This is a genomic window from Klebsiella pneumoniae subsp. pneumoniae HS11286, assembly GCF_000240185.1.
GTDB lineage: Bacteria > Pseudomonadota > Gammaproteobacteria > Enterobacterales > Enterobacteriaceae > Klebsiella > Klebsiella pneumoniae.
Map to the genome: position 1 here is coordinate 2,041,326 of NC_016845.1, position 19,170 is coordinate 2,060,495.

Here is a 19,170-nt window from a genome sequence, read left to right on the forward strand (position 1 = left end):
ATTATGTTTTTAGTCGACTCCCACTGCCATCTTGATGGTCTGGATTATCAAACTCTACACAAAAACGTCGACGACGTGCTGGCAAAAGCGGCCGCACGCGATGTGAAATATTGCCTCGCCGTCGCCACGACGCTGCCTGGCTACCGCAGTATGCGCGAACTGGTGGGGACGCGTGACAACGTCGTCTTCTCCTGTGGCGTACACCCATTAAACCAGGACGAGCCCTGGGAGGTAGAGACCCTGCGCGCGCTGGCAGCGGAAGAGGGCGTCGTGGCGATGGGGGAGACCGGTCTGGATTATTTTTATACCCCGGAAACTAAAGCCCAACAGCAAAGCTCGTTCCGCGACCACATTCGTATCGGCCGTGAGCTCAATAAGCCGGTGATCGTCCATACCCGTGACGCGCGTGCCGATACTCTGGCTATTTTGCGCGAAGAAAAGGTGACGGATTGCGGTGGCGTACTACACTGTTTCACTGAGGACAGGGAGACAGCGGGCAAGCTGCTCGATATGGGGTTCTATATCTCGTTTTCCGGTATCGTCACTTTTCGTAACGCCGAGCAGCTGCGTGATGCGGCGCGCTACGTGCCGCTGGATCGCCTGCTGGTTGAAACCGATTCGCCGTACCTGGCGCCGGTCCCCCACCGCGGCAAAGAGAACCAGCCGGCGCTGGTCCGTGACGTTGCCGAGTATATGGCGGTACTGAAGGGGGTGTCGCTTGAGCATCTGGCTCAGCAGACCACCGACAATTTTGCCACCCTGTTCCACATCGACCCCGCCCGTTTGCAACCTGCTTGATCTGCTTATTATTTTAAGGCTCGTAATTAATAGCCAAAGCGAGTAAAGTTCACCGCCACAAAAGTGGCGGTGAAGGTTTTTTAGCAACATCTGGATACAATTTATGTAAGTTGATGTAAATTTTTACCGGAAGGCTGATTGAAACGTGATAGCCGTCAAACAATCATCCCGTTAATTATTTTACTCTGTGTAATAAATAAAGGGCGCTTAGATGTCCTGTCCACGGCACGGTTCTCCCCCCGGGCCAATGCGTGAAAGCGTAAAAAAGTACCAAATACTCAGGAGCACTCTCAATTATGTTTAAGAATGCATTTGCTAACCTGCAGAAGGTCGGTAAATCGCTGATGCTGCCGGTATCCGTACTGCCTATCGCAGGTATCCTGCTGGGCGTCGGTTCCGCTAACTTCAGCTGGCTGCCAGCCGTGGTCTCCCACGTTATGGCAGAAGCAGGCGGTTCAGTTTTCGCCAATATGCCGCTGATCTTCGCTATCGGTGTGGCCCTCGGCTTCACCAATAACGACGGTGTATCCGCACTGGCTGCAGTCGTGGCTTACGGCATCATGGTGAAAACCATGGCGGTTGTTGCGCCGCTGGTGCTGCATTTACCTGCTGACGAGATTGCGGCAAAACACCTTGCTGATACCGGCGTGCTTGGCGGTATTATCTCCGGTGCTATCGCCGCCTACATGTTCAACCGCTTCTATCGCATCAAGCTGCCAGAATATCTCGGCTTCTTTGCGGGCAAGCGTTTTGTGCCGATTATCTCTGGTCTGGCCGCTATCTTCACCGGCGTGATCCTCTCCTTCATTTGGCCGCCGATCGGCTCCGCGATCCAAACCTTCTCCCAGTGGGCTGCTTATCAGAACCCAGTGGTGGCGTTTGGTATCTACGGTTTCATCGAACGTTGCCTGGTGCCGTTTGGTCTGCATCACATCTGGAACGTTCCTTTCCAGATGCAGATCGGCGAATACACCAACGCGGCTGGTCAGGTGTTCCACGGCGATATCCCGCGCTACATGGCAGGCGACCCGACGGCGGGCAAACTGTCTGGCGGCTTCCTGTTCAAAATGTATGGTCTGCCGGCAGCGGCTATCGCGATTTGGCACTCTGCTAAACCGGAAAACCGCGCCAAAGTGGGCGGTATCATGATCTCCGCCGCGCTGACCTCGTTCCTGACCGGTATCACCGAGCCGATCGAGTTCTCGTTCATGTTCGTGGCGCCGATCCTGTACGTTATCCATGCCATTCTGGCGGGCCTGGCGTTCCCGATCTGTATCCTGCTGGGTATGCGTGACGGTACCTCGTTCTCTCACGGCCTGATCGACTTTATCGTGCTGTCCGGTAACAGCAGCAAACTGTGGCTGTTCCCGATTGTTGGTATCTGCTATGCGATCGTGTACTACGTCATTTTCCGTGTGCTGATTAAAGCCCTGGATCTGAAAACACCGGGTCGTGAAGACACCACCGAAGAGAGCAAAGCTGGCGCCACCAGCGAGATGGCTCCGGCTCTGGTCGCCGCTTTCGGCGGTAAAGAGAACATCACCAACCTCGACGCATGTATTACTCGTCTGCGTGTTAGCGTGGCGGATGTAGCGAAAGTTGACCAGGCTGGCCTGAAAAAACTGGGCGCCGCTGGCGTGGTAGTGGCAGGTTCTGGCGTACAGGCCATCTTCGGTACCAAGTCCGATAACCTGAAAACTGAAATGGATGAGTACATCCGTAACAGTTAAGACGTAGTATCGGGGAGACTAAGGCAGCCAACTGGCTGCCTTTTTTATGCGCTAAAGTCGGTGCCCCACAAGCGATAACCCTGAAAACAGTCCGCCATATGCTTATTCCCTCAGCAGCTAAGTCTATAGTTGAATAAGAAAAGGAGCTTTCAGGTTGAAAGAGAGGGAGAATGTCGCTCATACTCTTAGCGGAACCTGTGCGTCCGCGTTTATCTGCAGAAGCAGGCCAGCGCACGGGATAAAACTTATAAGGAATCAGTCATGGCAGAAGAAACGATTTTCAGCAAAATCATTCGCCGGGAGATCCCGTCGGATATTGTCTATCAGGATGAGCTTGTGACCGCTTTTCGCGACATCTCCCCGCAGGCGCCCACCCATATTCTGATTGTCCCGAATGTTCTGATTCCTACCGTAAATGACGTCACCGCTGAACATGAGCTGGCGCTGGGCCGGATGATGACCGTCGCGGCGAAGATCGCCCGCGATGAAGGTCTTGCCGACGATGGCTATCGGTTGATCGTCAACTGCAACCGCCACGGCGGCCAGGAAGTGTACCATATCCATATGCATCTGCTGGGCGGTCGTCCGCTTGGCCCGATGCTGGCGCACAAAGGCTAACGTCATGCTCAGGACCCTTTTGGGCGCGTGTCTGGCGGCGGGGCTACTCGCCGGGTGTAGTTCACACCCGGAGATCCCGGTTTCTGACCAGCAGGCGCTGGTGATGGAGTCGAGCGTGCTGGCGGCGGGGATCAGCGCCAGCGAGCCTGCCGTCGTGGCGACAGAGATTCAGGCTACCGCCTCCTCAACGCTATATAACGAGCGCCAGCAGCCGGTTACCGTGCACTATCGTTTTTTCTGGTATGACGCCCGAGGGCTGGAGATGCATCCGCTGGACGCGCCGCGCACCATCGTGGTACCGGCCCGCTCCTCGGTCACGTTATATGGCAGCGCCAATATCCTGGGGGCGCATAAGGCCCGCCTTTATCTTTATCTGTAAGGGGTAATTATAATGATGAAATGTGTCGCTATGCGTTAATCACAGCACTGGCGATATTCCTCGCAGGCTGTGCGGGGTTGCGGGAGCAGCCCGCGCCGGTAGAAGAGGCCAAACCGCAGCCGCAGCAGCCTGCGCAGCCGCAGCCCACGGTGCCGACCGTACCGGCGGTGCCCTCTGTCCCGGCGCAGCCTGGGCCGATTGAGCATCAGGATCAGCAGTCGGGTCAGCCGGCGCCGCGCGTGCGTCATTATGACTGGAACGGCGCGGTTCAGCCGCTGGTGGGGCAGATGCTGCAGGCGAGTGGGGTCAATGCCGGCAGTATTCTGCTGGTTGACAGCGTGAACAACCGCACCAACGGTTCGCTGAATGCTGGAGAAGCCACCACTGCGCTACGTAGTGCGCTGGCCGGTAACGGCAAATTTACCCTGGTATCGGCGCAGCAGCTGGCGGTCGCCAAGCAGCAGCTGGGCCTGTCGCCGCAGGACAGCCTCGGCAGCCGCAGCAAAGCCATGGGCATCGCCCGCAACGTGGGCGCGCAGTATGTGCTTTACTCCAATGCCACCGGCAACGTCAACGCGCCTGAGCTGAAAATGCAGCTCATGCTGGTGCAAACCGGTGAGATAATCTGGTCAGGTAAAGGTGCTGTTCAGCAACAATAAGCTAACGCGCGACGAGCTCTTGTCGCGCTTCTTTCCCCATTATCATCCTGTCGCCTCGCTGAGCCAGAGTGGCCTCAGCGGCGGCAGTGTGATTATCAGCGACGGCGACCGGCGGCACGTGCTGCGTCAGCCGCACGATCCGTCTGCCGCCACTTACCATTTTCGCCGTCAGTATCACGCACTCCGCCGACTGCCTGCCAGGCTGGCGCCAACCCCGCTGTTTTACTCACCCTGCTGGATGGTGGTGGAGTATTGCACAGGGGAGGTGAAAAGCGAGTTACCGGCCTCCCCGCAGCTGTCAGGCTTATTGTATGATTTGCATCAGCAACCGCGGTTTGGCTGGCGGGTTAGCCTCACACCACTGCTGGCCCAGTACTGGCAGAGGTGCGATCCGGCGCGGCGCAAGCCGCGGTGGCTGCGCTGGCATCAGCGGCTGCGCCGCCAGGGCGAGCCCCGTCCCCTGCGGCTGGCGCCGCTGCACATGGACGTCCATGCCGGCAATATTATTCATAATGAGTCCGGCCTGAGGCTGATCGACTGGGAATATGCCGGCGATGGCGATATCGCGCTGGAGCTGGCCGCGGTGTGGATCACGCCTGGCGAGCGCCGTCGGCTGGTAGAAGCGTATGCCCGGCGGGCGGCCATCGACGCGCAGCTGCTTTGGCGGCAGGTTGCACTCTGGCGCCCGTGGGTACTGCTGCTGATGGCGGGCTGGTATGAAATGCGCTGGCGGCAGAGCGGGGACCGGCAATTTATCACGCTGGCAGATGAAATATGGTGTCAGTTAGACAACGAACGTAAAGGATAAGAGAGGTCAGTGTGGGCCCAGTGATGTTGGATGTCGAAGGGTATGAGCTGGATGCGGAAGAGCGAGAGATTCTGGCGCATCCGCTGGTGGGAGGGTTGATCCTCTTTACCCGAAATTATCACGATCCGGCGCAGCTGCGCGAGCTGGTGCGCCAGATCCGCGACGCCTCCCGGAACCATCTGGTGGTGGCGGTCGATCAGGAAGGGGGGCGGGTTCAGCGTTTCCGCGAAGGGTTTACCCGTTTACCGGCGGCCCAGTCTTTCGCCGCGCTGTTGGGGATGGAAGAGGGGGGCAAACTGGCCGCCGAAGCCGGCTGGCTGATGGCCAGCGAAATGATCGCCATGGATATCGATATTAGTTTTGCGCCAGTGCTGGACGTCGGCCATATCAGCGCCGCAATCGGCGAACGTTCTTATCATGAAGATCCGCAGAAAGCGCTGACGATGGCGCGTCACTTCATTGACGGGATGCACGCCGCGGGCATGAAAACCACCGGCAAACACTTCCCGGGACACGGGGCGGTGACTGCCGATTCGCACAAAGAGACGCCGTTCGATCCGCGGGCGGCATCGGTTATCCGCGACCATGATATGGCGGTGTTCAAAAGCCTTATCGCCGAGCAGCGTCTGGACGCCATTATGCCGGCGCATGTGATTTACCCGGAGCTCGATCCGCGTCCGGCCAGCGGCTCGGCGTACTGGCTGAAAACGGTGCTGCGCGGCGAACTGGGCTTTGACGGGGTGATTTTCTCCGACGATCTGTCGATGGAAGGGGCGGCGATCATGGGCAGCTATGCCGAACGCGGTCAGGCATCGCTCGACGCCGGTTGCGATATGATCCTCGTCTGCAATAATCGTAAAGGCGCGGTCAGTGTGCTGGATAACCTGTCGCCGATCAAAGCAGAGCGTGTTACGAAATTGTATCATAAAGGTTCCTTTTCCCGTCAGGAGTTAAGGGATTCAGCCCGTTGGAAAACGGTGAGTGCCCAGCTGGAGCAGCTTCATGCGCACTGGCAAGAGGCGAAGTCCGCGTAACGCTCTACGGGGCGTTGTTGTCTGGTGAGGATGCGATGATTATCTATTTACACGGTTTTGACTCGAACAGCCCCGGTAACCATGAGAAGGTGATGCAGCTGCAGTTTATCGACCCGGACGTGCGGTTGATTAGCTACAGCACGCGGCATCCCAAGCACGATATGCAGCATTTGCTGAAAGAGGTCGATAAAATGCTGCAGCTCACTGCCGATGACCGGCCGCTGATCTGCGGCGTCGGCCTTGGCGGCTACTGGGCGGAGCGGATTGGTTTTCTGTGCGATATCCGCCAGGCGGTGTTCAATCCAAACCTGTTTCCGCATGAGAACATGGAAGGCAAAATCGACCGACCGGAAGAGTATGCCGACATCGCCACCAAGTGCGTGACCAACTTCCGCGAGAAGAACCGCGATCGCTGCCTGGTGGTGCTTTCCCGCCAGGACGAGGCGTTGGACAGCCAGCGTTCCGCCGATCTCCTGCACCACTATTATGAAATTATCTGGGATGAAGAGCAGACCCATAAGTTTAAAAATATCTCGCCGCATCTGCAGCGGCTGAAAGCGTTTAAAACCCTCGGCTAACTGCTTTTCCCTTGTTCCCAAACCCGCGTCGGGTTCACCACGCGGGTTTTTTCATGTCTACACTTATTGGTTTCGCTGAAAAAATACGCGACAAAACTTGATGCACATCAATTTTGGTATGACCAATGCACCGTTCATGGTATTCTCGACAGTGCTGAATGGTTTCATTAACGTAACTTGTTGTTAAATAAAGGCTATTTCAATAACTTTTATTTAACAATTGGTTAATAATTTTAGGGGTACACATGACTACGCCATTGAAAAAAATCGTAATTGTGGGTGGCGGCGCTGGCGGACTGGAACTGGCAACTCAGCTGGGGAGAAAGTTAGGGCGCCATAAGAAAGCGAAAATCACCCTGGTGGACCGTAACCACAGCCATCTGTGGAAGCCGCTGCTGCACGAAGTGGCCACCGGTTCTCTGGATGAAGGCGTTGATGCGCTGAGCTATCTGGCCCATGCCCGCAACCACGGTTTCCAGTTCCAGCTGGGCTCGGTGGTTGATATCAACCGCGAAGGGAAAACCATCACCCTCGGCGAGCTGCGCAATGAAAAAGGCGAGCTGCTGGTGGCTGAGCGTAAACTGCCGTACGACACGCTGGTCATGGCGTTGGGCAGTACCTCGAATGACTTTAATACCCCTGGCGTAAAAGAGAACTGCATTTTCCTCGACAACCCGCACCAGGCGCGTCGCTTCCATCAGGAAATGCTCAACCTGTTCCTTAAATACTCTGCTAACCTCGGCGCTAACGGTAAAGTAAATATCGCCATCGTCGGCGGCGGCGCCACCGGCGTGGAGCTCTCCGCTGAGTTGCACAATGCGGTGAAACAGCTGCACAGCTACGGCTACAAAGGGTTGACCAACGAAGCGCTGAACGTCACGCTGGTCGAGGCGGGCGAGCGCATTCTGCCTGCGCTGCCGCCGCGCATTTCCGGGGCAGCGCATAATGAGCTGACTAAGCTGGGCGTACGGGTTCTGACGCAGACCATGGTCACCAGCGCGGATGCGGGCGGCCTGCACACTAAAGATGGCGAATATATTGAGGCGGATCTAATGGTCTGGGCGGCGGGGATCAAAGCGCCAGATTTCATGAAAGAGATCGGCGGCCTCGAAACCAACCGTATCAATCAGCTGGTGGTCGAGCCGACGCTGCAGACTACCCGCGATGCGGATATTTTCGCCATCGGCGACTGCGCCTCCTGCGCCCGTCCGGAAGGCGGCTTTGTGCCTCCGCGGGCCCAGGCGGCGCACCAGATGGCTACCTGCGCGCTGAACAACATCCTGGCGCAGATGAAAGGCAAACCGCTGAAGGCATACACCTATAAAGACCATGGCTCGCTGGTGTCGCTGTCAAATTACTCCACCGTCGGCAGCCTGATGGGTAACCTGATGCGCGGTTCGATGATGGTGGAAGGGCGCATTGCGCGCTTCGTGTACATCTCCCTGTACCGTATGCACCAGATTGCTCTGCATGGTTACTTCAAGACCGGCCTGATGATGCTGGTCGGGCGCATCAACCGCATCATTCGCCCGCGCCTGAAGCTGCACTAATCGCTGTCGCGACCCGGAGGCGCGCTCTGAGGGCGCCTCCGGGCTCTTCTGCTGGAACCGCAGAGATCCCGCTCGGAATCCTCTGAATCCCTTTGATTTGCAGCGAATTCTCGCACTTTTCATCCGCTATCTGATTTGCGCCCTCCCGGCTCCGGTTGCAAAATTGTATCAACAGCAACAAAGGAGGAACTCCCGTGAATAAATCTATGTTGGCGGGTATAGGGATAGGCGTGGCTGCCGCGCTGGGCGTTGCAGCTGTCGCTGGTCTCAACGTGTTGGATCGCGGCCCGCAGTATGCGCAAGTGGTCTCCAGTACACCGATTAAAGAAACCGTGAAAACGCCGCGTCAGGAATGCCGCAATGTCACGGTGACTCATCGTCGTCCGGTACAGGATGAAAACCGCATCGCCGGTTCGGTGCTGGGCGCGGTGGCGGGCGGGGTGATTGGCCACCAGTTTGGCGGCGGTCACGGACGCAGCGTGGCGACGGTTGTAGGTGCGCTGGGCGGCGGCTATGCAGGCAACCAGATCCAGGGCGCGATGCAGGACAACGATACCTACACCACCACCCAGCAGCGCTGCAAAACGGTGTATGATAAATCCGATAAAATGCTCGGCTACGATGTGACCTATAAGATAGGCGATCAGCAGGGGAAAATCCGCATGGATCACGATCCCGGCAGCCAGATCCCGCTGGACAACAACGGCCAGCTGGTCCTGAACAATAAAATCTAAAAACAGATTTGTGTAGTGATTAGCCCCTCAATCGCTCAGGCTGAGGGGCTTTTTTTATCAGAAGGTTAAGGCATAGTTCAGACCAAAGGTGCGGCCACGACCTTTGTACTCATACAGCGATGAACTGCCGTAGGTTGGGCTGTAGAGCAGCGGCGCGCGCTGGCCCCAGATAGTGACATAGTCTTCGTTAAGCAGGTTTTCGATACTGAAGGTCAGTTTCCCCACCGGCAGCGCGTAACTACCGATAAAATCGACGGTGTTATAGCCTTCCAGCTTGTTACCGGCGGCATCGCTGAGGTCAAATACCTGCTGACTCTGCACGCGCAGGCTCCACGGATCCGGCGCCCAGCCCACCCAGGCGGTGGCTTTAGACGGCGAGGCGAGGGTGACGTCCCATTTTTGCCAGCGGCCGTCGGTCTGCACCTGGGATTTCAGCACGTTGAAGTTACCGCCGACGCTCCAGTCGCTATCCGGAATAAAGTAGTCGACCGCCCCCTCAACGCCGTAAATACGCCGTTTGTCGGACTGAACGTCGATGGTCATGTCGGTGCGGTTGACGACAATGGTCTTATCCGAGGTCGAGTAGTACGCCGCCAGCTGGGTGCGCAGGTTATCGCCAGTGTAGCGCCAGCCCAGCTCGTACGAGTTAACTTTGATCCCCTGCAGCGGCGAGTCATCGACGTTGACGCTGGAGATCAGCGGCAGATGACCATTCACCGCAGCGCCATATTTACCGATGCCATAGTATTTACCAGGGTCCGGTAGCTCGACACCCTGCGAGAAGTTAAACCAGGTTTGTTGACGCTCGGTCAGGTGGGCCACGATCCCGGCGTTAAACAGGAAATTGTCATAATCGGTTTTGCCGCCTTTGATGGCGTCGGCGGAGCGCGCTTTGCCGTTGGCGATATCCTGCTGCTGGGCGTAGCCGACAAAGTCGTCGACCCGGTTTTCGGTCCACTGGTAGCGTACCCCGCCGCTGACGGTAAAGATATCGTTCAGATCGTAGCTGGACTGCAGGAATGGCGCGACATTGGAAATACTGTATCCCGGGTAGCGGCCGGTTGTGTAGATCGATTCGTTGTGCAACCCGCCGGAGGCCATCGATTGTGGCAGATCGAAGAACATTTGGTTGGCATTAAAGGTCTCATGATCGGCGTCGAGACCCCAGGTGAGATCCCACCCCGCCAGCGGTTGGCTGTTGAGGGTCAGCTTGGCCCCATACTGATCGGTATCCTGCTGCGACGAGGAGAAGCTACTGACCTGACCTTTCGTGAGCGTCGGGAACGGATAGAAGGTGAGGGACTCATCGCGATAGTACACCTGGCTCACCAGATTCTGGCCGAAAAAGTCGGCATCGGAGTACTGGAGGCTGATCAGATGGCGTTCGGTGCCGGGGATACGGTCGGAATTGAGCCCGTCGGTGGTATACGCTTTGCCGCCGCTGGTGACCGCGGACATGTTCTTCCCGAGCCACAGACCGTAGTCATCATCGCCCTGGCTTTTATAATACTGGGTGACCAGCTGCAGCTGGCGGTTATCATCGATCTCAATCGTCCCCGTCCCCATCACGTCGAGGCGGTCAGAGTGCTGGAGCCCCGTTTGGGTATTATCGAGGATCAGCGCATCGTTATTGCCGTCGTACCAGCCGCCGAAACGCTGATAGGCTACCGACAAGCGGCCGGATGCGTGGTCTGTTCCGCCGCTGACGGCCGCCGCGACGCGCTCATCATGATCGTTGCTGTTCGCAAAACCGCTCTTGCTGCCCACCTCAAGATCGACCTGACGATCCTGCTGCCCCTTTTTGGTAACGATGTTGATAAGCCCGCCGGTACTGCCCCCGCCGTACAGCGAGGTCGCTCCGGAGATCACTTCGATATGTTCGATGTTGAATGGATCGATGGCGTCGAGCTGGCGGCTGTCGGTGCGTGAGGAGTTGAGTCGGACGCCGTCAATCAGCACGACGATCGCGCGCCCGCGCATGTTCATCCCATAGTTGGTCCGCCCCTGGCTGCTGACGTCGATGCCGGGGATCAGCTGCGCCAGCACGTCTTTGAACTCTTTCCCGCCCTGGACCTGCTGCTCAATCTCCTGGCCCTCAATGACCCAGGTGGTTTGGGCCATTTCGGCCACGGTGCGATGGGTGCGGTTTGCGCTAACGATGATGCTGTCTTCATCAGACTGAGCCGCCAGCGCAGGCAGCGTGCTGGCCAGCAGCAGAGGGTGGAGCACCCAGAGGCGCTTTTTCATATCCCTAGATTCTACGTCAGTACTTCAAAAAGCATAATCAAAGCCTTGATAAATATGCATTCCTTCGAAATTCAGCTTTCACCCATTGGGTGAAAGAAAAGTGCTCAAAAATATGTTAAATTATCAGCTTTTATGACTCGATATATGGTAAAATAATAGTAAGAAAAGTAGTAAAAAGGGGTTCTAATTATGATTAATAAAATTGATTTCAAAGCTAAGAATCTAACATCAAATGCAGGTCTTTTTCTGCTCCTTGAGAATGCAAAAAGCAATGGGATTTTTGATTTTATTGAAAATGACCTCGTATTTGATAATGACTCAACAAATAAAATCAAGATGAATCATATAAAGACCATGCTCTGCGGTCACTTCATTGGCATTGATAAGTTAGAACGTCTAAAGCTACTTCAAAATGATCCCCTCGTCAACGAGTTTGATATTTCCGTAAAAGAACCTGAAACAGTGTCACGGTTTCTAGGAAACTTCAACTTCAAGACAACCCAAATGTTTAGAGACATTAATTTTAAAGTCTTTAAAAAACTGCTCACTAAAAGTAAATTGACATCCATTACGATTGATATTGATAGTAGTGTAATTAACGTAGAAGGTCATCAAGAAGGTGCGTCAAAAGGATATAATCCTAAGAAACTGGGAAACCGATGCTACAATATCCAATTTGCATTTTGCGACGAATTAAAAGCATATGTTACCGGATTTGTAAGAAGTGGCAATACTTACACTGCAAACGGTGCTGCGGAAATGATCAAAGAAATTGTTGCTAACATCAAATCAGACGATTTAGAAATTTTATTTCGAATGGATAGTGGCTACTTTGATGAAAAAATTATCGAAACGATAGAATCTCTTGGATGCAAATATTTAATTAAAGCCAAAAGTTATTCTACACTCACCTCACAAGCAACGAATTCATCAATTGTATTCGTTAAAGGAGAAGAAGGTAGAGAAACTACAGAACTGTATACAAAATTAGTTAAATGGGAAAAAGACAGAAGATTTGTCGTATCTCGCGTACTGAAACCAGAAAAAGAAAGAGCACAATTATCACTTTTAGAAGGTTCCGAATACGACTACTTTTTCTTTGTAACAAATACTACCTTGCTTTCTGAAAAAGTAGTTATATACTATGAAAAGCGTGGTAATGCTGAAAACTATATCAAAGAAGCCAAATACGACATGGCGGTGGGTCATCTCTTGCTAAAGTCATTTTGGGCGAATGAAGCCGTGTTTCAAATGATGATGCTTTCATATAACCTATTTTTGTTGTTCAAGTTTGATTCCTTGGACTCTTCAGAATACAGACAGCAAATAAAGACCTTTCGTTTGAAGTATGTATTTCTTGCAGCAAAAATAATCAAAACCGCAAGATATGTAATCATGAAGTTGTCGGAAAACTATCCGTACAAGGGAGTGTATGAAAAATGTCTGGTATAATAAGAATATCATCAATAAAATTGAGTGTTGCTCTGTGGATAACTTGCAGAGTTTATTAAGTATCATTGCAGCAAAGATGAAATCAATGATTTATCAAAAATGATTGAAAGGTGGTTGTAAATAATGTTACAATGTGTGAGAAGCAGTCTAAATTCTTCGTGAAATAGTGATTTTTGAAGCTAATAAAAAACACACGTGGAATTTAGGATATCCATTCCTTTTATGAGCAAGTTGCTTTGTCGTTGTTATGGGCCGGCGTCGGCCGGTATTCGTTACAATGCGAAACATCTGGAAAAACTCAAAAAAGGATTTTGCACATAATGAATATCGCAATCAATATCATTTGCGTTTATCTTGCGCGAGAAAAGATAATAAAAATCAATCTATTTTGTGGGGATAAAGCCAACAGGAGAGCGGATCCGGCGGCAGAATACCGCCGGAAGCAGGGCGCATCAGGACTCGAGGACCTGCGGCCAGAGACGGAGAGTGGTATCGGTGATTTGCATCAGCTTGTCGAAATCCGCGCCTTCCCGGGCGCTAATCGACATCCCCTGCAGAACGCAGTTAAGAAATTGCGCCAGCTGCGCGACATCGCGGCCCGCGGGCAGTTCGCCCTGCGCCTGCCGCTGCTGCAGAAACTGGGTTAGCGCCTGCTCCTGCATCGCATGGCGGGATTTGATGGTATTGGCGATATCCGTCGAGGAGGCGGCCAACGCGGGGGAGGTATTGATGATAAAGCAGCCGGCCGGCGTCTCTTTGCTGGTAAAGCAGGTGGCGACCGCCGTGAAGTAGTCACGCAACGCGCGATCGACGGATTTTCCCTCGGCAAACAGCACGGCTTCGTGCTTCGCGGCAAAGCGCGAAATGTAACGATCCAACACTGCGCGGAATAGGCCTTCTTTATTCACAAATTCCGCATACAGGGTGGGGGCTTTTGCTCCTGTCGCCTCGACCAGATCGGCGAGCGAGGTCGCCTCATAGCCGTGCTGCCAGAAGAGTGTCATGGCTTTGTCCAGCGCCGCATCCCTGTCGAACACCTTCGGTCGGCCACGGCTTTTTTTGGCGCAACTTTGAACGTCAGTTGTCATGGTGCCGTTGTACCTATGTTGGTTTGGTGAAAGGCCATTATAAAAATAAACGATCGCCGGGGCCAGCGCTGTCGGTTTAAAAATAAATAATTCATATATGTATGAAATTTAAGCATTTTATAAATAGTTAAACGATCGTTATAAAAATGCATTGACGTGTGATATAGATCACATTATTATTTACCTATCGATCGTTAAGTTAATGCTTGCGACCCTACTATAAAATTCATCTGCACAGGTATAATAATCATGAAAACCGTTAATACTCTGGCTATTGCCGCCGTTTTAAGTTCCCTTTCTTTCGCCAGCTTTGCCGCTGTAGAGGTGCAGTCCACCCCTGCAGGACAGCATAAAGTAGGCACCATCTCTGCTTCTGCCGGGACTAACCTGGGCTCGCTGGAAGACCAGCTGGCGCAGAAAGCGGATGAGATGGGCGCCACTTCATACCGTATTACTTCGGTAACCGGTCCGAATACCCTTCACGGTACCGCCGTTATCTACAAGTAAGCCCGATGCGTCGCTGCCCGGCCCCCTTCACCGGACGGCGATGAGTAAGACCCTGTTGTACCCCTGTTTGACCCTTGCCAACAAAAAACCCGCCATCAGGCGGGTTTTTTGTTTTATGCAGCGTAAGACTACAGCGACTGCGGTCCAGGCTCAGCATGACGGGTGACGTCAATCGGCATGCCCGAGCGATAATTCATCGCGCGCTCCATCACCGTCCCGTCGGTCTGCGGCGCCTGTTTGAACGCAGTCATGGCCGCATTAAGCGTAATGGGCAGGGTCTGCGGGTCGTCATCGATATGCTCAGACAGCGGCTGATGGACCTCAACCAGACGGCGGCCATCCGGCTCAACCGACGCCTTGATCGGCGTGTTGATAATGTTCACCTTCGTGCCCGGCGAGATAGTGTTGTACAGCGCCTTGATATCGTTATCGCGCAGACGAATGCAGCCGGAACTGACGCGCATACCGATGCCGAAATCGGCATTGGTGCCGTGCAGGAGATAGACTCCGCCATAGGCGGCGAGGCGGATGGCGTGATGGCCCATCGGATTGTCAGGACCAGCAGGCACTACCGCCGGCAGCTCAATCCCCATAGCCTTGTAGCGCGCGCGAATGTTGGCGGTAGGTGTCCAGGTCGGATTGGCCCGTTTGTCGGACACGGTTGTGACCATCGTCGGTGTGATGGTGGTTCCGCCCAGCTGGCCGATGCCGATTGGGTAGACGGTCACTTCATTTTTGCCCGGCGGGTAATAGTAGAGGCGCAGTTCGGCGAGGTTTATCACCAGCCCTTCGCGCGGCGCATCGGGCAGCAGCGTCTGCAGGGGGATGGTCAGCACGCTGCCGGCGCGCGGAACATAGGGGTCAACCCCGGGATTGGCCTGCAGCAGGGCCAGGAAGCCGACATTGTACTTCTTGGCAATCGCTTCCAGCGAACCGCCGTCATCCTGTACCACATGAAACTGATTCTGACCCACCAGCCGGCTGCCCGGCGGGGGAAGGGGCCAGGTGTTAGCGCGCGCGGGGAGGGCCAGCGCGGCGACTAACGCGACTAGCGTCAGCCAAAGCGTCACGGGGAAACGGTTTCTCATTACCATAACTCCAAAATATGTAAGTGGTTATTTTTATACGAAAAGCAGATGAGATTATGGCGTGAGTCTGTGTGGGGAAATCCAGGCGGATTGCAAAATGTTTGTAAAGATTGCGAGGTATGTGGGAAGGGAGATACGGCAGTGGGGCCGTATCTCCTGCCAGTCAGGCGACGGCGTTCTCTTCCAGCTGGCGCATAAACTGGCGAACCCAGTCCATCCGCGTTTTACGCTCCTCCAGGTCCTGCATGAACTTCAGGCGCGTGGGACCGTCCAGGCGGAAGTGCTGGGGCTGCTTCTGCAGCAGGCCGATCAGCCACACCGGATTGACGTTGTTTTTCTCGTTAAATTCGATCACGCCGCCTTTTTCGTTGCTTTCCAGCTTGCGGATCCCTAACTTTTGCGCCTGCTGACGCAGACGGGCGATATCCAGCAGGTTGCGGACGGCATCGGGCAGGCGGCCAAAACGATCGATCAGCTCGACTTTGATCTCCTCCAGATCCTGTTCGTTTTTGGCGCTGGCAATGCGCTTATAGAATGACAGGCGCGTATTGACGTCAGGGATGAAATCATCAGGCAGCAGGGAAGGCATGCGCAGTTCAACCTCCGTCTGCTGACTGGTGAGATCTTCCAGCGAGGGTTCACGCCCGGCTTTCAGCGCATCGACTGCGTTCTCCAGCAGCTCCATATACAGGGAGAAACCGATGGTTTCCATCTGACCGCTCTGATCTTCCCCAAGCAGTTCCCCGGCCCCGCGAATCTCCAGATCGTGGGTTGCCAGCGCAAAGCCGGCGCCGAGATCCTCCAGCGACGCAATGGCCTCGAGGCGCTTTTGCGCATCGGTGGTCATCGCTTTCGGATGCGGCGTCAGCAGCCAGGCATAGGCCTGGTGATGCGAACGGCCAACGCGGCCGCGCAGTTGGTGCAGCTGGGCGAGGCCAAAATGGTCGGCGCGTTCGATGATGATGGTGTTGGCGGTGGGAATGTCGATCCCGGTTTCGATGATGGTGGTGCACACCAGCACATTGAAGCGTTGGTGATGGAAGTCATTCATCACCCGCTCCAGTTCGCGCTCCCTCATCTGACCGTGACCGATGGCGATCCGCGCCTCCGGCACCAGCTCCGCCAGCTTGTCGGCGGCTTTCTGGATGTTCTCAACGTCATTAAACAGATAGTAGACCTGGCCGCCGCGCAGCGTTTCGCGCAGGATCGCCTCGCGCACCACCAGGGCGTCATATTCGCGAACGAAGGTCTTCACCGCCAGGCGGCGCGCCGGCGGCGTGGCGATGATCGACAGATCGCGCATCCCGCTCATCGCCATGTTCAGCGTCCGCGGGATCGGCGTGGCGGTGAGGGTCAGAATATCGACATCGGCGCGCATCGCTTTGATGCGCTCTTTATGCCGCACGCCAAACCGGTGCTCTTCGTCGACGATCAGCAGCCCGAGATCGCGCAGCTTCACCTCGCTCTGCAGCAGCTTGTGGGTGCCGATCAAGATATCGATTTTGCCTTCCGCGGCCTGCTCGAGGATCTGCGCCTGCTCTTTAGCGCTGCGGAAGCGGGAGAGCATTTCGATGCGTACCGGCCAGTTGGCGAAACGATCGCGGAAATTGTCATAGTGCTGCTGAGCCAGCAGGGTGGTCGGCACCAGCACCGCCACCTGCTTGTGGTTCTCCACGGCGAGGAAGGCGGCGCGCATGGCCACTTCGGTCTTGCCGAAGCCCACATCGCCGCATACCAGGCGGTCCATGGCCAGCGGCTGGCACATATCGCTGAGGACGGCGTTGATCGCCTGCGCCTGATCCGGCGTGGTTTCAAATGGGAAGCCGTCGCAGAACAGCTGATACTGTTCGCGGTCGTGTTTAAAGGCAAAACCCGCCTTCGCCGCGCGCTGGGCATAGATATCCAGCAGCTCGGCCGCCACGTCGCGTACTTTCTCAGCCGCTTTTTGTCGCGCCCGGGTCCAGGCATCGCCGCCCAGCTTGTGCAGGGGGGCGTTTTCTTCCGCCCCGCCGGCGTAGCGGCTGATAAGATGCAGGGACGATACCGGAACGTATAGCTTGGCATCGTTGGCGTAGGTCAGCATCAGATATTCGCCGGTGATGCCGCCGGCTTCCAGGGTAGTCATGCCCGCGTAGCGGCCCACGCCGTGTTCCAGGTGAACGACCGGCTGGCCGATATGCAGTTCGGCGAGGTTGCGAATCAGAGTGTCAGGGTTAATGGTGCGTCGCGAATCCTGACGACGGCGCGCCACCCGCTCGCCGAGCAGGTCGCTCTCGCAAATCAGCGCCAGGCCGCGCTGGCTGTCGATAAACCCGTGCTCGGCGGCGCCAATCATCAGATAGCGGCCGTTGCCGGTGGCTTCCTCCAGACGCAGCACATGTTTTGGCGCAACTTTAATCCGCGCCAGCATTTCGCTCAGCGCTTCACGGCGGCCTTCGCTTTCCACCGAGAAGATCACCGGACCGGTAAAGGACTCGAGGAAGCGGCGCAGATTATCCAGCGGCGCTTTGTTCTGCGCCTGGACGGCGAGGTCCGGCAGCGTCTGGTAGCCCAGATTAGTATTCGCCGCTTTGTCCGCCAGACGTTCGGTTTTCAGCTGCACGCGCGGCCATTTTTTCAGTTCGCTGAATAGCTCATCGCTGCGCAGCCACAGCAGCTCAGGCGGCAGGAGCGGGCGCATCGGGTCGACGCCGCGGTTTTCAAAGCGGGCGCGGGCTTCATTCTGGAATCGTTCCGCGCTGGCCTCGAGATCGCCGGTGTTGACGATCAGCGTGCTGGCCGGGAAATAGCTGAATAACGGCGGCAGCGGCTCGCTGAAGAACAGCGGTTGCCAGTATTCGATACCGGCAGGTAGCGTCCCTTTACTGACCTGCTGATAGATGTGCTCGGCATCGCGCTTCACCTCAAAGCGGTCGCGCCACTGGCTGCGGAACAGCTCAATAGCGGTCTGGTCGGTGGGGAACTCGTGCGCCGGCAGCAGGTTAATGGCCGCCACTTCCTCCAGCGTGCGCTGGCTGTCAACGTCGAACAGGCGCAGGCTGTCGATTTCATCGTCAAAGAAATCAAGGCGGTAGGGCTGATCGCTACCCATCGGGAACAGGTCGAGCAACGCGCCGCGGGTAGTATATTCGCCGTGCTCCATCACCTGATCGACATGGCGGTAGCCGGCCCCCTCCAGCTGATCGCGCAGCGCATCGCGCGACAGGCGCTGGCCCTTTTTCATCACCAGCGCGTGGCCGTGAAGGAAGCTGTGCGGACAGACGCGCTGCATCAGGGTGCTGACCGGGACGATCAGTACGCCGCGCTGCATGGTGGGTAACTGGTAAAGGGTGGCAAGACGGGAGGAGATGATGTCCTGATGCGGCGAGAAGCTGTCGTAAGGGAGCGTTTCCCAGTCCGCCAGCCCCATCACCATGCTGTCGGTAAACTGCCTGATCTCGTCGTTCAGACGCAGCGCGTTTTGCATGTCAGGCGCCACCAGCACCACCGGGCCGTTGTGGCGTTCGGCCATCTCCGCCACCAAAGTGGCGCAGGCTGCGCCGGTCAACTCGCCAAGCTGGCGCTGATCGCCGGCTTTGACCGGCAATGAGTATCGATATTGTTCAGGCATAGACGGTTTCATGATCTCTTAGGGATTCGCTCTGCCGATATGGAGGGCAACTCGCTGATATTCAATAGTGAGATTATCCGCGATTGGTCTGGATTCGCCAACCCGAATTGCCATCGCGTGTTGGGTGAAGAAAGGTCAGCGCTGTCGATAAGCGTAAAGATAAATAAGTAAGTACTTATCTATCCGTTTGTATTTACTTGGTTTTTAGGTTTATTGCTAATAAAGTCGTCATGTATCAGTCGTTTACGCTGCCCCTAATCGCTTATATACTCGGGCATCGGCTATCAGCA

General features: G+C 55.5%; 20 protein-coding genes. 15 read left to right on the top strand and 5 right to left on the bottom strand.

Annotated elements, in window-relative coordinates:
* Positions 1 to 3 precede the first annotated feature (3 nt).
* The 10 genes from KPHS_19770 (at position 4) to KPHS_19860 (ending at position 8,888) form a co-directional block, all read left to right on the top strand.
* The gene (locus KPHS_19770) at positions 4 to 798 is read left to right on the top strand and encodes a putative hydrolase (RefSeq protein ID YP_005226277.1); all 795 of its coding nucleotides are present in this window, start codon (positions 4 to 6) and stop codon (positions 796 to 798) included.
* A 296-nt stretch (positions 799 to 1,094) separates the two neighbouring features.
* Entirely contained in the window at positions 1,095 to 2,528 is a 1,434-nt protein-coding gene (locus tag KPHS_19780; protein YP_005226278.1) for a glucose-specific PTS system IIBC components, read from the top strand.
* A 261-nt stretch (positions 2,529 to 2,789) separates the two neighbouring features.
* Positions 2,790 to 3,146: a purine nucleoside phosphoramidase gene (locus tag KPHS_19790; RefSeq protein ID YP_005226279.1), complete on the top strand. Its 357-nt coding sequence runs from the start codon at positions 2,790 to 2,792 to the stop codon at positions 3,144 to 3,146.
* Between the two features lie 19 nt (positions 3,147 to 3,165).
* The gene (locus KPHS_19800; RefSeq protein ID YP_005226280.1) at positions 3,166 to 3,525 is read left to right on the top strand and encodes a YcfL family protein; all 360 of its coding nucleotides are present in this window, start codon (positions 3,166 to 3,168) and stop codon (positions 3,523 to 3,525) included.
* Between the two features lie 20 nt (positions 3,526 to 3,545).
* A complete protein-coding gene (locus tag KPHS_19810; protein YP_005226281.1) occupies positions 3,546 to 4,184 on the top strand; it encodes a putative fibronectin-binding protein in 639 nt (212 codons plus the stop codon).
* Positions 4,165 to 4,992 (top strand): putative beta-glucosidase, encoded by an 828-nt coding sequence (locus KPHS_19820; RefSeq protein YP_005226282.1) that lies wholly within the window; start codon positions 4,165 to 4,167, stop codon positions 4,990 to 4,992. Before KPHS_19810 ends, KPHS_19820 begins: the two co-directional genes overlap by 20 nt.
* 23 nt (positions 4,993 to 5,015) lie before the next feature.
* Positions 5,016 to 6,026, top strand: coding sequence for a beta-hexosaminidase (locus KPHS_19830; RefSeq protein YP_005226283.1), 1,011 nt, complete (start codon positions 5,016 to 5,018; stop codon positions 6,024 to 6,026).
* Positions 6,027 to 6,061: 35 nt separating this feature from the next.
* Positions 6,062 to 6,604 (top strand): alpha/beta hydrolase, encoded by a 543-nt coding sequence (locus tag KPHS_19840; protein YP_005226284.1) that lies wholly within the window; start codon positions 6,062 to 6,064, stop codon positions 6,602 to 6,604.
* A 245-nt stretch (positions 6,605 to 6,849) separates the two neighbouring features.
* Entirely contained in the window at positions 6,850 to 8,154 is a 1,305-nt protein-coding gene (locus KPHS_19850) for a respiratory NADH dehydrogenase (RefSeq protein YP_005226285.1), read from the top strand.
* 194 nt (positions 8,155 to 8,348) lie between these two features.
* Positions 8,349 to 8,888, top strand: coding sequence for a glycine zipper 2TM domain-containing protein (locus KPHS_19860; RefSeq protein ID YP_005226286.1), 540 nt, complete (start codon positions 8,349 to 8,351; stop codon positions 8,886 to 8,888).
* A gap of 57 nt (positions 8,889 to 8,945) precedes the next feature.
* Here KPHS_19860 and KPHS_19870 read toward each other — a convergent pair whose 3' ends face one another.
* A complete protein-coding gene (locus KPHS_19870; RefSeq protein ID YP_005226287.1) occupies positions 8,946 to 11,135 on the bottom strand; it encodes a putative TonB-dependent receptor in 2,190 nt (729 codons plus the stop codon).
* Between the two features lie 189 nt (positions 11,136 to 11,324).
* On the opposite strand from KPHS_19870, the gene KPHS_19880 reads away from it, so the two are divergent.
* The 3 genes from KPHS_19880 to KPHS_19900 all read left to right on the top strand — a co-directional run bounded on the left by KPHS_19880 (position 11,325) and on the right by KPHS_19900 (position 12,987).
* Positions 11,325 to 12,587: a transposase gene (locus tag KPHS_19880; protein YP_005226288.1), complete on the top strand. Its 1,263-nt coding sequence runs from the start codon at positions 11,325 to 11,327 to the stop codon at positions 12,585 to 12,587.
* Positions 12,568 to 12,690, top strand: a complete 123-nt coding sequence (locus KPHS_19890; protein YP_005226289.1) for a hypothetical protein — start codon at positions 12,568 to 12,570, stop codon at positions 12,688 to 12,690. Before KPHS_19880 ends, KPHS_19890 begins: the two co-directional genes overlap by 20 nt.
* A 174-nt stretch (positions 12,691 to 12,864) precedes the next feature.
* On the top strand, positions 12,865 to 12,987 hold the full coding sequence (locus KPHS_19900; RefSeq protein ID YP_005226290.1) for a hypothetical protein: 123 nt from the start codon (positions 12,865 to 12,867) through the stop codon (positions 12,985 to 12,987).
* A 52-nt stretch (positions 12,988 to 13,039) separates the two neighbouring features.
* On the opposite strand, the gene KPHS_19910 is transcribed toward KPHS_19900, so the two are convergent.
* Both KPHS_19910 and KPHS_19920 read right to left on the bottom strand, forming a co-directional pair.
* On the bottom strand, positions 13,040 to 13,624 hold the full coding sequence (locus tag KPHS_19910) for a putative TetR/AcrR family transcriptional regulator (protein YP_005226291.1): 585 nt from the start codon (positions 13,622 to 13,624) through the stop codon (positions 13,040 to 13,042).
* 47 nt (positions 13,625 to 13,671) lie between these two features.
* Complete coding sequence (locus KPHS_19920; RefSeq protein ID YP_005226292.1) at positions 13,672 to 13,827, bottom strand: hypothetical protein; 156 nt, start codon at positions 13,825 to 13,827, stop codon at positions 13,672 to 13,674.
* A gap of 97 nt (positions 13,828 to 13,924) precedes the next feature.
* On the opposite strand from KPHS_19920, the gene KPHS_19930 reads away from it, so the two are divergent.
* A complete protein-coding gene (locus KPHS_19930; protein YP_005226293.1) occupies positions 13,925 to 14,182 on the top strand; it encodes a DUF1471 domain-containing protein in 258 nt (85 codons plus the stop codon).
* Positions 14,183 to 14,310: 128 nt separating this feature from the next.
* Here KPHS_19930 and KPHS_19940 read toward each other — a convergent pair whose 3' ends face one another.
* Positions 14,311 to 15,252 carry a L,D-transpeptidase family protein gene (locus tag KPHS_19940; protein YP_005226294.1) on the bottom strand — a complete coding sequence of 314 codons (942 nt, stop codon included), beginning with the start codon at positions 15,250 to 15,252 and terminating at the stop codon, positions 14,311 to 14,313.
* A gap of 181 nt (positions 15,253 to 15,433) precedes the next feature.
* Positions 15,434 to 18,880: a transcription-repair coupling factor gene (locus tag KPHS_19950; protein YP_005226295.1), complete on the bottom strand. Its 3,447-nt coding sequence runs from the start codon at positions 18,878 to 18,880 to the stop codon at positions 15,434 to 15,436.
* A 39-nt stretch (positions 18,881 to 18,919) separates the two neighbouring features.
* Between KPHS_19950 and KPHS_19960 the strand changes: the two genes are divergently transcribed.
* On the top strand, positions 18,920 to 19,051 hold the full coding sequence (locus KPHS_19960) for a hypothetical protein (RefSeq protein YP_005226296.1): 132 nt from the start codon (positions 18,920 to 18,922) through the stop codon (positions 19,049 to 19,051).
* Positions 19,052 to 19,170: the final 119 nt, after the last annotated feature.

What these genes read in the sequence shown, in the direction of transcription:
- KPHS_19930 (YP_005226293.1), top strand. Translation starts at nt 13,925, where the DNA reads ATGAAAACCGTTAATACTCTGGCTATTGCCGCCGTTTTAAGTTCCCTT.
- KPHS_19950 (YP_005226295.1), bottom strand. Translation starts at nt 18,880, where the DNA reads ATGCCTGAACAATATCGATACTCATTGCCGGTCAAAGCCGGCGATCAG.
- KPHS_19780 (YP_005226278.1), top strand. Translation starts at nt 1,095, where the DNA reads ATGTTTAAGAATGCATTTGCTAACCTGCAGAAGGTCGGTAAATCGCTG.
- KPHS_19960 (YP_005226296.1), top strand. Translation starts at nt 18,920, where the DNA reads ATGGAGGGCAACTCGCTGATATTCAATAGTGAGATTATCCGCGATTGG.
- KPHS_19890 (YP_005226289.1), top strand. Translation starts at nt 12,568, where the DNA reads ATGAAAAATGTCTGGTATAATAAGAATATCATCAATAAAATTGAGTGT.
- KPHS_19770 (YP_005226277.1), top strand. Translation starts at nt 4, where the DNA reads ATGTTTTTAGTCGACTCCCACTGCCATCTTGATGGTCTGGATTATCAA.
- KPHS_19880 (YP_005226288.1), top strand. Translation starts at nt 11,325, where the DNA reads ATGATTAATAAAATTGATTTCAAAGCTAAGAATCTAACATCAAATGCA.
- KPHS_19900 (YP_005226290.1), top strand. Translation starts at nt 12,865, where the DNA reads ATGCGAAACATCTGGAAAAACTCAAAAAAGGATTTTGCACATAATGAA.
- KPHS_19790 (YP_005226279.1), top strand. Translation starts at nt 2,790, where the DNA reads ATGGCAGAAGAAACGATTTTCAGCAAAATCATTCGCCGGGAGATCCCG.
- KPHS_19810 (YP_005226281.1), top strand. Translation starts at nt 3,546, where the DNA reads ATGTGTCGCTATGCGTTAATCACAGCACTGGCGATATTCCTCGCAGGC.
- KPHS_19840 (YP_005226284.1), top strand. Translation starts at nt 6,062, where the DNA reads ATGATTATCTATTTACACGGTTTTGACTCGAACAGCCCCGGTAACCAT.
- KPHS_19830 (YP_005226283.1), top strand. Translation starts at nt 5,016, where the DNA reads ATGTTGGATGTCGAAGGGTATGAGCTGGATGCGGAAGAGCGAGAGATT.
- KPHS_19850 (YP_005226285.1), top strand. Translation starts at nt 6,850, where the DNA reads ATGACTACGCCATTGAAAAAAATCGTAATTGTGGGTGGCGGCGCTGGC.
- KPHS_19870 (YP_005226287.1), bottom strand. Translation starts at nt 11,135, where the DNA reads ATGAAAAAGCGCCTCTGGGTGCTCCACCCTCTGCTGCTGGCCAGCACG.
- KPHS_19920 (YP_005226292.1), bottom strand. Translation starts at nt 13,827, where the DNA reads ATGCATTTTTATAACGATCGTTTAACTATTTATAAAATGCTTAAATTT.